Origin of the sequence: Streptococcus sp. 79, from assembly GCF_013277425.1 — a bacterium.
GTDB classification, from domain to species: domain Bacteria; phylum Bacillota; class Bacilli; order Lactobacillales; family Streptococcaceae; genus Streptococcus; species Streptococcus pseudopneumoniae.
Window position 1 is genome coordinate 1 of record NZ_VMMW01000009.1, and the last position, 17063, is coordinate 17063.

The following is a 17063-nucleotide window of genomic DNA, read 5'->3' on the forward strand; positions in this document are numbered from 1 at the left end:
GATTTGAATCCTATTGAGTAAGCTTGGGCTATCTTGAAAAAGAAAGGAACAGATTTATTAAGGGAAGTCCCAACTATTTTTGAATGTTTGGAATGCTTTTTAAAACTAAATGACTATAAAATGAAATAAGAATAGGACAAATCGATCAGGACAGTCAAATCGATTTCTAACAATGTTTTAGAAGTAGAGGTGTACTATTATAGTTTCAATCTACTATATAAAAACGCATAATAGCGAGTGTACAGTGTACCTCAATACTATGCGTTTTATTGTGGGAAGACTTATTGGACTTTCGCTCAAGTAGAGTTTTTACTCAATTTCCTCACTGGATTGGGATTGAAATTCCAATCAATTTCTCTGAGTAGAGTGTCTTGATATTGGCTTCATCAATAGAGTCCTTATCAATTTTACGTTTCAAGAAAAATTCTTGAATGGTTTCGATTTCAGGCTCACGAATAGCACGGTGTTTGTTTGAGATGAGGATTTCATAGTGAAGCGGCGCTTGGGTAAAAATAACATCTGTATTCCCTGCAGAATAAACCTCAACAAGGGTTGCATCGGTACTTTCTAGCTGATTTTTTACAAGTTGCGAGTGTGAGTTTGTCGTATTGATAAGCTTCATAATATTTCCTCCGATTTTCTAATTCTATTATAGCACTTTTTGAATAAAGTCGCTTGATTTATACTCAATGAAAATCAAAGAGCGAACTAGGAAGCTAGCCGCAGGTTGCTCAAAACACAGTTTTGAGGTTGTAGATAAGACTGACGAAGTCAGTGACCATATCTACGGTCAGGCGACGCTGACGTGGTTTGAAGAGATTTTCGAAGAGTATTAGTCAATCTTATGCTGTTTTTTCCAAGATTGGATGGCCCATTTATGGCTACCACGTTTAAGATTTTGGATAGCCTCGTCAATAGGGAACCAGGCAATATGATTAAAGTCTTCTAGTGGATTTTGCACTTCTTTGAAAGAAGTCGCTTCATAGAGGTGGGCAGGATTGTAGTAGTAGGTATCACGATGACGAGAGTAGAAGTATTCATCAGCCTGTCCATAATAGGTACCAATTTCAGCTGTGAAACCAAGCTCTTCAATCAATTCACGCTTTAGGGCTTCCTGATGATTTTCACCTGCTTCAATTTCGCCACCTGGTAGGAACCAAGCGCCATTAGGTGCTTGAACAAGAACAATTTGTTTTTGTTTAGCGTCAGGGATAACTGCATACACTCCATAGCGTGCAACATAGTCTGTATTTGCTTTTTTTTCTCCGAAAGTTGGGTTTGCCATTGCATTTTCCTCATTATCTAGTATCTTTATTATTATCATAATGGACAAAGGCAGAGCTGTCAAGAACTTATAGTTATTTTAGTAAAAAGAGCAGAAAATTTTCATTTTCTACTCCTTTTCTATAGGATTTATACTTCTTTTTCATAAGTTTTTACTTCAACTTTTTTGGCAGACTTAATTTGAATGTTTCCCTTGCTAGTCAGAACTGCTTTGAGGTCTTTTTCGCTTGGATTTTCAAGGTAGTAGTCAGTGATTGCGTCCTCAATATAGTCTTGAATAGTCCGACGAAGTGGGCGTGCTCCCATTTTTGGATCATAACCTAGGTCAACCAGCTTTTCCTTGACCTTGTCAGTTACATCCAAATGAATGTTGTTGCTAGAGAGGCGCTTGTTAACATCTGCTAGCATGAGCTCGACAATCTGAAGGAGATTATCCTTGCTGAGAGCCTTAAATTCGATAATGCCATCAAAACGGTTCATAAACTCTGGGCTAAAGAAGTTGCCGAGTTCACCGAGAACAGAGTTGGTACGTCCTTCTCTAGTAGCCCCAAATCCAACGTTGGCTTCAGACTTACCTGTACCTGCATTTGAGGTCATGATAATGATGGCATCCTTGAAGCTAACGGTCCGTCCTTGCCCATCTGTCAAACGACCATCGTCCAAGACTTGTAGAAACATGTGCATAACATCTGGGTGAGCTTTTTCCACTTCATCGAGAAGGATGAGAGAATATGGATTGCGGCGAACTTTTTCAGTTAATTGACCAGCCTCATCATAGCCAACATAACCTGGAGGAGCGCCGACCAACTTAGCCACACTGTGTTTTTCCATGTATTCACTCATATCAAAGCGAATCATACTATCAGCAGAACCAAAGAGTTCGATAGCTAATTGTTTGGAAAGTTCTGTCTTACCGACCCCAGTTGGTCCGACAAAGAGGAAGCTTCCAATTGGACGGTTAGGCGTACCAAGACCGACACGATTACGGCGAATAGCCTTAGCAATCTTATCGACTGCATCATCTTGGCCAATAATATGAGACTTGAGATCTTCGGCTAGATGGATGAGTTGAGATTGTTCTTTCTCTTTTAAATCACCAACAGGGATGTTGGTTTTCTGCTCAATAATATGCTCAATGGTTTTTTCACTGATGATTGGAGTATCCTGGTCTGTGACCTTTTTCTTTTGCATTTCCTTATATTTGGCAATCTGGTCACGGAAGTAGGCGGCTTTTTCAAAATCTTCTTCTCGTGTAGCTTGAGACTTGAGATTTTCAGCCTCAATCAAGCGCTGATCAATGACTTTAGGGTCTACAAAATTCAAGGTCAAATTCATCTTAGAACCAGCTTCATCTAGGAGGTCAATGGCCTTGTCAGGTAAGAAGCGATCTTGGATGTAACGATTGGAAAGAGTTGCAGCTGCTTCAATTGCAGCATCGGTATATTGAACGTGGTGGTAGTCTTCGTATTTCTTTTGAATCCCTTTGAGGATAGTGATTGTTTCTTCCACCGTTGGTTCATCAACCTTGACAGGCTGCATACGACGCTCGAGGGCAGCATCCTTTTCAATGATACGGTATTCATTGAGGGTAGTAGCGCCGACCAGTTGCAGTTCCCCACGAGCAAGGGCTGGCTTGAGGATATTTCCTGCGTCCATATTACCATCACTCGCAGAACCAGCACCGACAATTTCATGGATTTCATCGATAAAGAGGATGATGTCCTCACGTTTGCGAATTTCTTCCATGAGTTTTTGCATGCGTTCTTCAAATTGTCCACGGATCCCCGTTCCTTGCACCAAGCTAACCACATCCAGACGGATGACTTGTTTACCTTGGAGTTTATGTGGAACATCGCCATCAACGATTTTCTGAGCTAGACCTTCGACAACGGCCGTTTTTCCGACACCCGGTTCACCGATAAGAACAGGATTATTCTTGGTTCTACGATTGAGAATCTCGATGACACGGATAATCTCATTGTCGCGCCCAATAACGGGGTCAATGTCTCCACGACGGGCAATCTCAGTTACGTTGATACCAAATTCTTCCAGCAGGCCTTTTTCTTGGCTTGCTGGTGGAGTTTGAGCAGAACCACGATTTTGGGAACCATAACCGCCGTTTCCACCGTAACCTCCACCTGATTGGGTTGGGGGAATAGGAGGAGTATTGCTAGAAGGTCTGAAATTGTTTAGGTCATTGAAAAAATCACCAAAGGGATCGAAGTCACGATTGTTCAGATCCGTCATACCTTTGAAGAGGCTATTGTTAGGATCTGTTTTGATAATCTTGTAGCAGTTTTGACAGAGGTCAATTTGTTTTTGTTTTCCATTGAGATTGGTGTAAAGATGAATTGTTGAGTCGTTGATTTTACAGTTTTGACAAAGCATACATCTACCTCATTTCTTTCTTTATCCTGATCTGTTTAAAGGTCAAAAATAGTCAAATTCCTATACTCTCATTATAACAGGATTGGGGTGTAAAGCAAGTAAAAAGATTGCAGCTTTGAAAAGTTGTTACAATGAAAATTTTTGTGAATTTGGACTATAAAAAAATCCTATTTGTGAGACAAAAAGGATTTTGGTTAGACATGCAGGGACAATCCCAGCTTGTTTTAGATTAGTAGAGAAGTTCGTAAATCTCCATTGCAATTAAGTCAATGCTATCAAACGTATACGTTTCGCGAGCTTCTACGTCACGAAGGGTAAAGATTGAGCCGTTTTCTTCGTCGTGGCTGTACGCAACTTCTGCAACAACAACTCCTTCACGTTCAAAATTACGTTTTAAATTTCCGCCATCGTTTGCCATTGCTTCAAGGCGGTTGATGATTCTAACCAAATGTGATTCCATTTTGATTCTCCTTCATTTCTTATCGTTACTATTTTACCATAAAGGAGGCCAACTTGACTAGAAAAAAACTAAGATTTCTCGCTAATTCTGCTAGTTTAAAGATTTTTAAATAAATTGGATAAAAGATTTGAATTTTAATTCAATATACGTTATAATCATACAGTATTCTATTTTAGAAAGCAGTGTGACTATGAATTTTTCTTTTTTACCTAAGTATTTACCTTATTTTAACTATGGGGCTGTTGTGACGGTTCTTATTTCTATCTGTGTTGTCATTTTGGGAACCATTTTGGGGGTTGTCTTGGCTTTTGGGCAACGTTCAAAGTTTAAACCGCTTGTTTGGCTGGCCAACTTGTACGTTTGGATTTTCCGTGGGACACCGATGATGGTTCAGATTATGATTACCTTTGCTCTTATGCACATCAATGCTCCGACTATTCAGGTTGGGATTTTGGGTGTTGATCTTTCTCGTCTGATTCCAGGGATTTTGATTATTTCTATGAACAGTGGTGCTTATGTTTCTGAGACTGTTCGTGCTGGGATTAATGCGGTTCCTAAGGGGCAGTTAGAGGCGGCCTATTCTTTAGGGATTCGTCCTAAAAATGCGATGCGTTATGTGATTTTGCCACAAGCAGTCAAAAATATCTTGCCAGCATTGGGGAACGAATTTATCACCATTATCAAGGACAGCTCCCTCTTATCAGCTATTGGGGTCATGGAGTTGTGGAATGGGGCTACAACAGTTTCTACAACAACCTATCTACCTTTAACACCACTTTTATTTGCAGCATTTTACTACTTGATTATGACCTCTATTCTGACAGTAGCCTTGAAAGCTTTTGAAAAACATATGGGACAAGGAGATAAGAAATAATGACAGAAATCTTGATAAAAATTGAAAATTTACATAAATCTTTTGGAAAGAATGAAGTATTGAAGGGCATCAACCTCGAGATTAAAAGAGGAGAAGTTGTCGTTATCATCGGTCCTTCGGGGAGCGGGAAATCTACCTTGCTTCGCTCTATGAATTTGTTGGAGGAAGCAACCAAGGGGAAGGTTATCTTTGAGGGAGTCGATATTACGGACAAGAAGAATGACCTCTTTGCCATGCGTGAGAAGATGGGCATGGTTTTCCAACAATTTAATCTCTTTCCTAATATGACTGTGATGGAAAATATTACCTTGTCACCTATCAAGACCAAAGGTGAAAGCAAGGCAGTTGCTGAGAAGAGAGCTCAAGAGCTGTTGGAAAAAGTTGGTTTGCCGGATAAGGCAGACGCTTATCCACAGAGTTTGTCAGGTGGGCAGCAGCAACGGATTGCTATCGCGCGTGGGTTGGCTATGGAACCAGATGTTTTACTCTTTGACGAGCCAACTTCAGCCTTGGATCCTGAAATGGTGGGTGAGGTATTGGCTGTTATGCAAGATCTAGCCAAGTCAGGAATGACCATGGTTATCGTAACACATGAGATGGGATTTGCCCGTGAGGTGGCAGATCATGTCATCTTTATGGCAGACGGTGTGGTTGTTGAAGACGGAATACCTGAACAGATTTTTGAACAAACCCAAGAACAACGGACTAAAGACTTCTTGAGTAAGGTTTTATAATCTATTTTAAAATTTCAAGACAAGATTAGTGAAAAGCTCAACCAGAGCTTTTTCTTATAGTTTGAAACTATAGGATAGCCTAGGAAATAAGTGTTAGGGGGTGCAGGCAGTTTTTGCTATAATGGAAGATATTTGAAAGAAAAGAGAAGTGATATGACACAGATCATTGATGGGAAAGCTTTAGCGGTCAAATTGCAGGGGCAATTGGCTGAAAAGACTGCAAAATTAAAGGAAGAAACAGGTCTAGTACCTGGTTTGGTAGTGATTTTGGTTGGGGATAATCCAGCCAGCCAAGTCTACGTTCGCAACAAGGAGAGGTCAGCTCTTGCGGCTGGTTTCCGTAGCGAAGTAGTGCGAGTTCCAGAGACCATTACTCAAGAGGAATTGTTAGACCTGATTGCTAAATACAATCAGGATCCAGCTTGGCATGGGATTTTGGTTCAGTTGCCATTACCAAAACATATCGATGAAGAGGCGGTTCTATTGTCTATTGATCCAGAAAAGGATGTGGATGGGTTCCATCCCTTAAACATGGGGCGTCTCTGGTCTGGTCATCCAGTCATGATTCCATCAACACCTGCAGGGATTATGGAAATGTTCCATGAATATGGGATTGATTTGGAAGGTAAAAATGCGGTCGTCATCGGTCGTTCAAACATTGTTGGAAAACCCATGGCCCAGCTTCTTTTGTCCAAGAATGCAACAGTAACCTTGACCCATTCACGCACCCATAATCTTGCCAAGGTGGCTGCTAAAGCAGATATTCTGGTGGTCGCAATCGGTCGTGCTAAGTTTGTGACTGCTGACTTTGTCAAACCAGGTGCGGTTGTCATTGATGTCGGTATGAACCGCGATGAAAATGGGAAGCTCTGTGGAGATGTTGACTATGAGGCAGTTGCCCCACTTGCTAGCCACATCACACCAGTTCCTGGAGGTGTAGGCCCTATGACCATTACCATGCTAATGGAGCAAACTTATCAGGCAGCACTTCGGACATTGGATAGAAAATAAGAGAAAAATCGCTGAAGAGAGTGTATTTTCTATAGCTATATCTGAAATGGCAGAAATGAGTATTAAATTTTAGATATAAGATTACAAAAGGAGGTCTGCGCCTCCTTTTTGTTGTATAATAAAAGCGAGAGGAAAAAAGGATGAAAGTGATTGATCAAACTTTACTAGAAAAAGTTATTATTGAACGTTCTCGTACAAGTCATAAAGGAGACTACGGTCGTCTACTGCTGCTTGGTGGTACTTATCCTTATGGAGGTGCCATCATCATGGCTGCTTTGGCAGCTGTAAAAAGCGGTGCAGGATTGGTGACCGTTGGAACAGATAGAGAAAATATTCCAGCTCTGCATAGCCATTTACCTGAGGCTATGGCCTTTTCTCTTCAAGACAAGCAATTGTTAAAAGAGCAGTTGGAGAAGGCAGAAGTTGTCTTGCTGGGGCCTGGTTTAGGAGACGATGCTTTTGGAGAAGATCTAGTCAAACAGGTCTTTGCTAGCTTAAAACAGAATCAGATTTTGATTGTAGATGGTGGTGCCCTGACCATTCTTGCTAGGACAAGTTTGTCGTTTCCGTCTAACCAGCTTATCCTAACTCCCCACCAAAAAGAATGGGAAAAGCTGTCTGGTATTGCTATTGAAAAGCAAAAGGAAGATGCAACAGCTAGTGCCCTGACTTCATTTCCTCAAGGAACAATTTTGGTGGAGAAAGGTCCGGCTACTCGTATTTGGCAAGCTAGCCAATCTGATTATTACCAGTTACAGGTTGGTGGTCCCTATCAGGCGACTGGGGAATGGGAGATACTATCGCTGGAATGATTGCAGGATTTGCAGGCCAATTCCGACAGGCCAGTCTCTACGAATGTGTGACGGTAGCGACCCATCTTCATTCAGCTATTGCCCAAGAACTAGCTCAAGAACAGTATGTGGTTTTGCCAACGGAGATTAGTAATTGTATTCCTAAAGTAATGAAAATTATTTGTCAACAAGAGAGGGTAAGCAAAGATAAACTTGTTTAAAATAGATAGATAAACCCACTTCCTTCTCTTAATTTATGATTCTTGAAATGCGCCTGCTTTAATGCTAAACTAGACGTATCAAAGTTAAGGTCTTGTTTTTGGAACTGGAAAGAGATGAACAAAGCAAATACATAAAAGATAAATTCATTTTTATTCGTTTTATAAAAATAAAATGCATGTTTTCAAAGAAAGAATGATAAAAAATGTAAATTTGATCTTTTTACTTGAATAAAAAGCGATTTCATAGTAGAATAAGAACTGAGAATGATGGAGGTAAATCGGTGGAAAATCTGAAGAAAATGGCAGGTATCAAGGCTGCTGAGTTCGTGAGCGATGGAATGGTCGTTGGACTTGGAACAGGCTCGACTGCCTATTATTTTGTAGAAGAAATCGGTCGTCGTATCAAGGAAGAAGGATTGCAGATTACAGCTGTAACAACTTCTAGTGTGACCACTAAACAGGCAGAAGGCCTTAATATCCCGCTCAAGTCTATTGACCAAGTAGACTTTGTCGATGTGACGGTTGATGGCGCGGATGAAGTGGATAGTCAGTTTAACGGAATCAAAGGCGGTGGTGGTGCCCTTCTCATGGAAAAGGTGGTCGCAACACCATCAAAAGAATACATTTGGGTGGTGGATGAAAGCAAGCTGGTCGAAAAACTAGGTGCTTTTAAATTGCCAGTAGAAGTGGTTCAGTATGGCGCAGAACAGGTCTTTCGTCGTTTTGAGCGAGCTGGCTACAAACCAAGTTTCCGTGAAAAAGACGGCCAACGTTTTGTGACGGATATGCAGAATTTTATCATTGACCTCGCCTTGGATGTCATTGAAAATCCAATTGCTTTTGGACAAGAATTGGACCATGTCGTTGGTGTTGTGGAGCATGGTTTATTCAACCAAATGGTGGATAAGGTAATCGTTGCTGGACGAGATGGAGTTCAGATTTCAACTTCAAAAAAAGGAAAATAGAAGGGGGCATAAGATGTCTAAATTTAATCGTATTCATTTGGTGGTACTGGATTCTGTAGGAATCGGTGCAGCACCAGATGCTAATAACTTTGTCAATGCAGGGGTTCCAGATGGAGCTTCTGACACACTGGGACACATTTCAAAAACAGTTGGTTTGAATGTCCCAAACATGGCTAAAATAGGTCTTGGAAATATTCCTCGTGAAACTCCTCTTAAGACTGTACCGGCGGAAAGCAATCCAACAGGTTATGCAACAAAATTGGAAGAAGTATCTCTTGGTAAGGATACCATGACTGGACACTGGGAAATCATGGGCCTTAACATTACAGAACCTTTCGATACTTTCTGGAATGGATTCCCAGAAGAAATCTTGACAAAAATCGAAGAATTCTCAGGACGCAAGGTCATTCGTGAAGCCAACAAACCTTACTCAGGTACAGCTGTTATCGATGATTTTGGACCACGTCAGATGGAAACTGGAGAGTTGATTATCTATACTTCAGCTGACCCTGTTTTGCAAATTGCTGCCCACGAAGACATTATTCCTTTGGACGAATTGTGTCGTATCTGTGAATACGCTCGTTCGATCACCCTTGAGCGCCCTGCCCTTCTAGGTCGTATCATTGCTCGCCCTTATGTAGGTGAACCAGGTAACTTCACTCGTACAGCCAACCGTCGTGACTTAGCCGTTTCTCCATTTGCACCAACTGTTTTGGATAAATTGAATGAAGCAGGTATCGATACTTACGCTGTTGGTAAAATCAACGATATCTTTAACGGTGCTGGTATCAACCATGACATGGGCCACAACAAGTCAAACAGCCATGGAATTGATACACTATTGAAGACCATGGGCCTTGCTGAGTTTGAAAAAGGATTCTCCTTCACAAACTTAGTTGACTTTGATGCTCTTTACGGCCACCGTCGTAATGCTCACGGTTATCGTGATTGCTTGCACGAGTTTGATGAACGCTTGCCTGAAATTATCGCAGCCATGAGGGAGAACGACCTTCTCTTGATTACTGCTGACCATGGAAATGACCCAACTTATGCAGGAACAGACCATACTCGTGAATATATTCCACTTTTAGCTTACAGCCCTAGCTTTAAGGGAAATGGTGTCATTCCAGTTGGACATTTTGCAGATATCTCAGCGACTATTGCCGATAACTTTGGTGTTGAAACTGCCATGATTGGGGAAAGTTTCTTAGATAAATTGGTGTAAGATGACGCGCTATGCTTTACTGGTTAGGGGCATTAATGTCGGTGGGAAGAATAAGGTTGTCATGGCGCAACTTCGTCAAGAACTGACAGAGTTGGGACTGGGAAAGGTTGAAACCTACATCAACAGTGGCAATATTTTCTTTACTTCGACAGATCCCAAAGCCCAATTGGTTGAAAAGTTAGAGTCTTTCTTTGAAATCCATTATCCATTTATTCAGAGCTTTTCCTTGCTGAGTCATGAAGACTATGAAGCGGAACTTGAAAATCTACCTAAATGGTGGAGTAAAGATTTGGCACGAAAGGATGTCCTCTTTTACACGGAGGGCTTGGATGTGGCTCAAGTCATCAAGAAAGTGAACAGTTTGGAACTGGAAGATGAAGTCGTTCATTTTGGAAAACTTGGTATTTTCTGGGGGAAATTCTCAGAGGAATCCTACTATGCAACTGCCTATCATAAGTACTTGCTCAAGATGCCTTTCTACCGCCACATTACTATTCGTAATGCTAAAACCTTTGACAAAATTGGTCAAATGTTAAAAAATAATAAAGGAGACACACAATGACATTTTTAAACAAAATCCATGAAACTGCTACTTTCCTGAAAGAAAAGGGAATTTCAGCCCCTGAGTTCGGTCTAATCCTTGGGTCAGGACTTGGAGAATTGGCAGAAGAAATCGAAAATCCAGTTGTAGTAGACTATGCTGAGATTCCAAACTGGGGCCGTTCAACAGTAGTTGGTCACGCTGGTAAATTAGTATATGGGGAACTTGCAGGTCGTAAGGTTTTGGCTCTTCAAGGACGTTTCCATTTCTACGAAGGAAACCCTCTGGAAGTCGTGACTTTCCCAGTACGTGTCATGAAAGTTCTTGGATGTGAAGGTGTTATTGTAACCAATGCTGCTGGTGGTATTGGATATGGGCCTGGTACTTTGATGGCTATCTCAGACCATATCAACATGACAGGTCAAAACCCATTGATGGGTGAAAACTTGGATGACTTTGGTCCTCGTTTCCCAGATATGTCTAAGGCCTACACACCAGAATACCGTGCTACTGCACATGAAGTGGCTAAAAAACTTGGTATCAAGCTTGATGAAGGTGTCTATATCGGCGTTACTGGTCCGACTTATGAAACCCCAGCAGAAATTCGTGCCTATAAGACATTGGGAGCAGATGCAGTTGGTATGTCGACTGTTCCTGAAGTTATTGTTGCAGCCCACTCAGGCTTGAAAGTTCTAGGAATTTCATGTATTACTAACCATGCTGCTGGCTTCCAGGAAGAACTCAACCACGAAGAAGTTGTGGAAGTAACAGAACGTGTTAAAGGTGACTTCAAAGGCTTGCTGAAAGCAATTCTTGCTGAATTGTAAAAAAATTGGTGATGGCATTAGATTAGAAATGAAAGTTTCAGTTCTCATCACATTTAGTAGAGAAGATTAGGTTTGTTGTGATTAAAAAATGAACAAAAATCCAATCAACTACTATATCTTTAGTAAAAATTTATCACATGCTTATTTATCAATTATTGGTAAATAGGGGAAAATAAAAGAAAGTTAGAAAAGAATGAAAATCGGTCAACGAATGATGCGTTTTGGCATAAAAAAATTAAGTATCGGAGTTGTATCTGTTGCAGTTGGCTTTGTTTTTTTAGCACCGACAGGAATTTCTGCCAATGAAGGAAGTCCAGTTGTGAAAAATGAAAGTCCTCTAGTAGTAAATGCAACGGATAGTCCGACAAAACTAGAAAATACTGATAAAAAACAGGAAACGCCTCTCATAGAGGAAAGAGTGGCAGTTATCCAACCAGCTCCGGAAACAAAAGAAGTCCTTAAAAATCAGAAGGAAGAAGAAAAGCTGGAATCCCATAAAACAGAGCCTGCTCTAGTTTCTGAAGAAGTGAATAAAGAGGAAAATGTAAAGGATGAGTCTACAACTTCTCGTCCTGTGACAGCAGAAGATCTTTTGAAAATCTCAAAAGGAGAACTGCACTCAGAAAATGATTTGCTTGACAATTCTCTTTATGGTGAAAAAGTCCTTGATTTAGAAGGTGATGACGATCAGGATGGTATCAAAAATAAGGATGAACTTTATGTTTATCGTAAAGATGGTAAGGAATATTTAGGATATAACAGTCATCCATTACTGGCAGATAGTGATGGAGACGGATTAGCAGATAGGGAAGATGATAATAAGAAACAATGGTATGTTACAGATCGAGATGCTCTTCTCTTTATGGAGTTAGCCTATCGAGATGATGATTATATTGAGAAAATTTTAGATCATAAGAATCCTTTCCCGAGTCTCTATCTTGACCGTCAAGAATACAAACTCATGCACAATGAATTGGCTCCTTTCTGGAAGATGAAAAAAGCCTACCATACAGAGAGTGGCTTGGATGCTTTCTTATTTGAGACCAAGAGCGACCTTCCTTATCTCAAAGATGGAACGGTGCACATGTTGGCTATTCGTGGAACAAGACGGAATGACGCGAAAGATTTAAGTGCAGATTTTGTTTTGTTAGGGGGAAATAAACCAGCTCAAGCGGATGATATCCGCAAGGTTGTTGGGGAATTAGCCAAGGATACAAGTATTACCAAGTTGTATATGACAGGTCATTCTCTTGGAGGCTACCTAGCTCAGATTGCAGCGGTTGAAGCTTACCAAAAATATCCTGATTTTTATAACCATGTATTACGGAAAGTGACGACTTTCAGTGCTCCTAAAGTGATTACTTCCAGAACGGTTTGGAATGCTAAGAATGGTTTCTGGGATGTTGGTTTGGAAAGCCGTAAACTAGCTGTTAGTGGAAAAATTAAGCATTATGTGGTTGATAATGATAATGTTGTGACTCCCTTGATTCATAATGATCGTGATATTGTTACATTTACAGGTAATTCACGCTTTAAACACCGTTCTCGTGGCTATTTTGAAAGTCGAATGAATGATATTCCTAACTTTAATATTGGTAAACGAGCTACCTTGGATAAACATGGTTATCGTGATCCGAAATTGGATAAAGTGCGCTTCTTTAAGAAACAGGCTCTGCCTCAATCTGCTAGTCAACCAAGCGCTGAACCAATGGAAAATATTGACTTAGGGAAACAGGTTACTCAAAGTTCGACAGCTTTCGGAGGAGATGCTAGAAGAGCTGTGGATGGCAAAGTTGATGGTAACTATGGTCACAATTCTGTCACTCATACCAGCTTCCAATCTAAACCTTGGTGGCAAGTAGATTTGGCTAAAGAAGAAACCATTCGCCAAATCAATATTTACAACCGCACAGACACTGCCCAGGATAGATTGGCAAACTTTGATGTCATTCTTTTAGACAGTTCTGGTAAAGAAATTGAGAGAAAACGCATAACATCTCTTAAAGATGTGTCAGCACAAATTGCGATTAACCATAAAAAAGCGCGCTATGTTCGAATTGAGCTAGAAGGCTATAATGCCCTCAGTCTTGCAGAAGTCCAAGTATATCGTGCTGAGAATATCGCTTGGAAAAAACAAGCCAAGCAAAGTTCTACTGATTTTGGTGGAGATGCTAGTCGTGCCTTGGATGGCAATACCAATAGTAGTTATAGCCAGCAATCAATTACCCATACAAAATTTGAAAACCAGCCTTGGTGGGAAGTTGATTTAGGTCGTACGGAACAGGTTGGGCTTGTTCGCCTTCATAACCGTGGGGATGGAGAGCTTTCTAAACGTCTGTCAGACTTTGATGTGATTTTATATGATGAAAAAGGAACAGAAGTTGCTAGACAGTATGTTTCTAAACTTGACGGAACGAGCTTGGATGTTCAATTAAATGGGAAATTGGGACGCCGTGTTCGTGTGCAACTACGTAAGAACAATCAAGCCCTCAGTCTTGCAGAAGTAGAAGTTTTCCGCTTTATCGCTACGAATGGTGAGACAGCGACACAAATTTCTAAGCCAGTTCAACCAATCAGTCAGACTCCTGCCAAAGATAAAACATTGACAATTCAACATAGTGGAGCTTACATTGCTCGCTACTCTATAACTTGGGAAGAAGTTACAGTAGATAAAGATGGAAACCAAGTTGTTCGTAGTCGTTCTTGGGAAGGAAACGGTCGCAACCAGACTGCAGGATTTGTCCTCAACCTCCCAATCAAAGAAAATATGAGAAATCTGCGAATTAAGATTGAGAAAAAGACAGGTCTACTATGGAATAGATGGCAAACAATCTATGAAAACAGACCAATTTTAGCTCAACCCCACCGTAAAATTACCCATTGGGGGACAACATTAAATTCTAAGATTTCTGATGACGATGTCTTGTAAAAAATCCTACTATTCAAGAATGAGATGATTTAGTTTATAAGAGAAGTACTACCTGAGCTCGAATAGGACTCAGGTAGCTATCTGTGAGAGAACAAAATTAATACTCAATGAAAATCAAAGAGCAAACTAGGAAACTAGCCACAGGCTGCTCAAAGCACTGCTTTGAGGTTGTAAATAGAACTGACGAAGTCAGCTCAAAACACTGTTTTGAGGTTGTGGATAAAACTGACGAAGTCAGCTCAAAACACTGTTTTGAGGTTGTGGATAGAACTGACGAAGTCAGCTCAAAACACTGTTTTGAGGTTGTGGATAGAACTGACGAAGTCAGCTCAAAACACTGTTTTGAGGTTGTGGATAGAACTGACGAAGTCAGCTCAAAACACTGTTTTGAGGTTGTGGATAGAACTGACGAAGTCAGTAACCATACCTACGGCAAGGCGACGTTGACGTGATTTGAAGAGATTTTCAAAGAGTATAAACAGAAAGGTAGAGCGCGTGTTCTAATTTGAACATGAGCGGAAAAACTTAGAAAGGAAGGGGAGTTCGGGTTTGAATTGAATCCGATCTACTCTTCTCAATATTATCAAAATTAAGAAAGGAATTGAACCCATCATAAAAGCAGTGGGAAAAGATAGTTGGTCTAGCGAGCATCGCTCACTGCGCCCCACTCCTATTTTCCCTTTGGCTTTTTAACGAGTTTGGTATCTTTCTCAATATAAAATATAAAAAAGAAAGGTAGAGCATGTGTTTTGATTTGAACACGAGCGGAAAACTTTTCTAAAAAATCAGAAGAGAAAGGGAGTTCGGGTTTGAATTGAAGCCGTTCTAATCTTCTCAATATCATCAAAATTAAGAAAGAAAGGAATTGAACCCACCCTAAAAGCAGTGGGAAAAAGATAGTTGGTCTAGCGAGCATCGCTCACTGCACCTAACTCCTATTTTCCCTTTGCTTTTTGACGGGTTTGGTATCTTTCTCAATATAAAATAAAGAAAGGTAGAGCGTGTGTTCTGATTTGAACACGAGCGGAAAACTTTTCATAACAATAAAAGAAAGGATGGGTTAACTGTATTCATTGAACTGAATACGGGCGGAGAACTGTGTAAAAAAGATAAACTGTCTAGCATCTGCGATGCGTCGTCAGTTTCCTATTTTTACTTTGTTCTCTGTCGCCCTTTATATCTTAACTATGTCTATCCATATTGCTGCTCAGCAGGGTGAAATTGCTGATAAAATTCTTCTTCCTGGGGATCCTCTTCGTGCTAAGTTTATTGCGGAGAATTTCCTTGAAGATGCTGTTTGTTTTAACGAAGTGCGTAACATGTTTGGTTACACTGGTACTTACAAGGGGCACCGTGTATCTGTCATGGGAACAGGGATGGGAATGCCATCTATTTCGATTTATGCGCGTGAGTTGATTGTTGACTACGGTGTGAAAAAATTGATCCGTGTGGGAACAGCAGGTTCTTTGAATGAAGATGTTCACGTCCGTGAATTGGTTTTGGCTCAGGCAGCTGCAACTAACTCAAACATCGTCCGTAATGACTGGCCACAGTATGATTTCCCACAAATCGCTAGCTTTGATTTGCTTGATAAGGCTTATCATATTGCCAAAAATCTCGGTATGACAACCCACGTTGGGAACGTTTTGTCATCTGATGTCTTTTATTCAAACTACTTTGAAAAGAACATTGAGCTTGGTAAATGGGGGGTCAAGGCTGTGGAAATGGAAGCAGCAGCTCTTTACTATCTGGCTGCTCAGCACCATGTTGATGCGCTTGCTATCATGACCATATCTGATAGTTTGGTCAATCCAGACGAAGACACAACTGCAGAAGAACGCCAAAATACCTTCACAGATATGATGAAGGTTGGTCTAGAAACCTTGATTGCTGAATAAAAGAGAACACAAAAGGAAGACTTTCTGGATGAAAATCTTCCTTTTTTAGTCATTCAGTTCATACTGTGACCTTAATGAAATGTTGCTCTACCGTCTATTTTTTAAGAGATTGCAAAAAACAATCAATCTCTGCTTGAGAATGGAGAATACGCATCTTTTCTGGGTAAGTATTGTTTAAATATTGGTATCTATCCTTAGCATTTTTTGTTCGACCATCCCAGAGAATCCAACGAATAAATTCCCAGTTGAATTGCTCGGGGCATCCCTTAGCCATGCTTTCTCTCACTTTTCCTCTGTATTTTAAATAGCGCTTAAAGGCTCTTAGCAAACAATTCCAAGCAGAGAAGTTTAAAAAGATGATCTGGTCAGCTTCCTGCATTCTTTCCTCATAGAAACACCAAGAATAATTACCATCGATGACCCAAGCTTCATGCTTGGTGAGAAAGTTTTTCATCTCTGTCAACATCCATTCGCGATCACTGTCTTGCCAATCGGGTTGAAATTGGAGTGTGTCCATGTGTAGTTTTGGGATGGAGTAGCAGTGAGACAACTTTTCGGCTAGAGTTGACTTACCAGCACCAGAATATCCGATAATAGCGATTTTCATTTTCTACCTTTTCCTATTTGAGGACAAAAAAACAGCCTCTATGGACTGTTTCTTATTTAGCAAGTTTAGCTGAAAGACGAGCTTTGTCGCGGCTTGCTTTGTTTTTGTGAATCAAACCTTTAGTTTCTGCTTTATCGATAGCTGAGCTAGCAGCACGGAAAAGTTCTTCAGATGGGTTTGCTTCGAAAGCTTTGATAGCAGTACGCATAGCTGATTTTTGAGCTGAGTTCTTTTCGTTTTGTTTAACGTTCAATTCAGCGCGTTTGATAGCTGATTTAATGTTTGCCAATGTTCTTACCTCCATATTT

18 protein-coding genes and 1 pseudogene are annotated in these 17063 nt (G+C 40.5%); 12 read left to right on the forward strand and 7 right to left on the reverse strand.

From position 1 onward, the window contains the following. Positions 1–322: 322 nt before the first annotated feature. Positions 323–622, reverse strand: a complete 300-nt coding sequence (locus HT729_RS02535; protein WP_172931629.1) for a DUF1827 family protein — start codon at positions 620–622, stop codon at positions 323–325. Positions 623–689: 67 nt separating this feature from the next. On the opposite strand from HT729_RS02535, the gene HT729_RS11735 reads away from it, so the two are divergent. Further along, positions 690–836, forward strand: coding sequence for a hypothetical protein (locus HT729_RS11735; RefSeq protein ID WP_023938216.1), 147 nt, complete (start codon positions 690–692; stop codon positions 834–836). Here the strand turns inward: HT729_RS11735 and HT729_RS02545 are convergent. The 3 genes from HT729_RS02545 to HT729_RS02555 form a co-directional block, all read right to left on the reverse strand. After that, on the reverse strand, positions 833–1285 hold the full coding sequence (locus HT729_RS02545; RefSeq protein ID WP_050971398.1) for an NUDIX hydrolase: 453 nt from the start codon (positions 1283–1285) through the stop codon (positions 833–835). The two genes, HT729_RS11735 and HT729_RS02545, sit on opposite strands and share 4 nt — an antisense overlap. 128 nt (positions 1286–1413) lie before the next feature. Continuing rightward, entirely contained in the window at positions 1414–3672 is a 2259-nt protein-coding gene (locus HT729_RS02550) for an ATP-dependent Clp protease ATP-binding subunit (RefSeq protein WP_138706518.1), read from the reverse strand. Between the two features lie 229 nt (positions 3673–3901). After that, entirely contained in the window at positions 3902–4132 is a 231-nt protein-coding gene (locus HT729_RS02555) for a DUF1797 family protein (RefSeq protein ID WP_000443574.1), read from the reverse strand. A gap of 190 nt (positions 4133–4322) precedes the next feature. Here HT729_RS02555 and HT729_RS02560 point away from each other — a divergent pair, with 190 nt between their 5' ends. The 10 genes and pseudogenes from HT729_RS02560 (at position 4323) to HT729_RS11895 (ending at position 14702) form a co-directional block, all read left to right on the forward strand. Then, the gene (locus HT729_RS02560) at positions 4323–5006 is read left to right on the forward strand and encodes an amino acid ABC transporter permease (protein WP_172931630.1); all 684 of its coding nucleotides are present in this window, start codon (positions 4323–4325) and stop codon (positions 5004–5006) included. Then, positions 5006–5740: an amino acid ABC transporter ATP-binding protein gene (locus tag HT729_RS02565; RefSeq protein ID WP_138701228.1), complete on the forward strand. Its 735-nt coding sequence runs from the start codon at positions 5006–5008 to the stop codon at positions 5738–5740. Before HT729_RS02560 ends, HT729_RS02565 begins: the two co-directional genes overlap by 1 nt. A 153-nt stretch (positions 5741–5893) precedes the next feature. After that, positions 5894–6751 (forward strand): bifunctional methylenetetrahydrofolate dehydrogenase/methenyltetrahydrofolate cyclohydrolase, encoded by an 858-nt coding sequence (locus tag HT729_RS02570; RefSeq protein WP_023932807.1) that lies wholly within the window; start codon positions 5894–5896, stop codon positions 6749–6751. A 140-nt stretch (positions 6752–6891) separates the two neighbouring features. Beyond that, a pseudogene (locus HT729_RS02575) lies at positions 6892–7763 on the forward strand (NAD(P)H-hydrate dehydratase). 281 nt (positions 7764–8044) lie between these two features. Beyond that, the gene (rpiA, locus tag HT729_RS02580; RefSeq protein ID WP_000429303.1) at positions 8045–8728 is read left to right on the forward strand and encodes a ribose-5-phosphate isomerase RpiA; all 684 of its coding nucleotides are present in this window, start codon (positions 8045–8047) and stop codon (positions 8726–8728) included. 13 nt (positions 8729–8741) lie between these two features. Further along, a complete protein-coding gene (locus tag HT729_RS02585; RefSeq protein WP_172931631.1) occupies positions 8742–9953 on the forward strand; it encodes a phosphopentomutase in 1212 nt (403 codons plus the stop codon). Between the two features lies 1 nt (position 9954). Then, positions 9955–10515: a DUF1697 domain-containing protein gene (locus HT729_RS02590; RefSeq protein WP_172931632.1), complete on the forward strand. Its 561-nt coding sequence runs from the start codon at positions 9955–9957 to the stop codon at positions 10513–10515. After that, positions 10512–11321, forward strand: coding sequence for a purine-nucleoside phosphorylase (locus tag HT729_RS02595; RefSeq protein WP_172931633.1), 810 nt, complete (start codon positions 10512–10514; stop codon positions 11319–11321). The genes HT729_RS02590 and HT729_RS02595 overlap by 4 nt, the downstream gene beginning before the upstream one ends. A 193-nt stretch (positions 11322–11514) precedes the next feature. After that, positions 11515–14250 carry a thiol-activated cytolysin C-terminal domain-containing protein gene (locus HT729_RS12345; protein ID WP_172931634.1) on the forward strand — a complete coding sequence of 912 codons (2736 nt, stop codon included), beginning with the start codon at positions 11515–11517 and terminating at the stop codon, positions 14248–14250. A 107-nt stretch (positions 14251–14357) separates the two neighbouring features. Continuing rightward, a complete protein-coding gene (locus HT729_RS11895) occupies positions 14358–14702 on the forward strand; it encodes a hypothetical protein (protein WP_240164413.1) in 345 nt (114 codons plus the stop codon). 218 nt (positions 14703–14920) lie between these two features. Here the strand turns inward: HT729_RS11895 and HT729_RS02610 are convergent, their stop codons facing one another. Next, the gene (locus HT729_RS02610) at positions 14921–15166 is read right to left on the reverse strand and encodes a hypothetical protein (RefSeq protein WP_023932813.1); all 246 of its coding nucleotides are present in this window, start codon (positions 15164–15166) and stop codon (positions 14921–14923) included. Positions 15167–15437: 271 nt separating this feature from the next. On the opposite strand from HT729_RS02610, the gene deoD reads away from it, so the two are divergent. After that, the gene (deoD, locus tag HT729_RS02615; protein ID WP_031243322.1) at positions 15438–16148 is read left to right on the forward strand and encodes a purine-nucleoside phosphorylase; all 711 of its coding nucleotides are present in this window, start codon (positions 15438–15440) and stop codon (positions 16146–16148) included. A 94-nt stretch (positions 16149–16242) separates the two neighbouring features. Here deoD and HT729_RS02620 read toward each other — a convergent pair whose 3' ends face one another. Then, a complete protein-coding gene (locus HT729_RS02620) occupies positions 16243–16755 on the reverse strand; it encodes a DNA topology modulation protein (protein WP_023932817.1) in 513 nt (170 codons plus the stop codon). A gap of 52 nt (positions 16756–16807) precedes the next feature. Next, positions 16808–17044, reverse strand: coding sequence for a 30S ribosomal protein S20 (gene rpsT / locus HT729_RS02625; protein WP_001274000.1), 237 nt, complete (start codon positions 17042–17044; stop codon positions 16808–16810). Between the last annotated feature and the right edge of the window lie 19 nt (positions 17045–17063).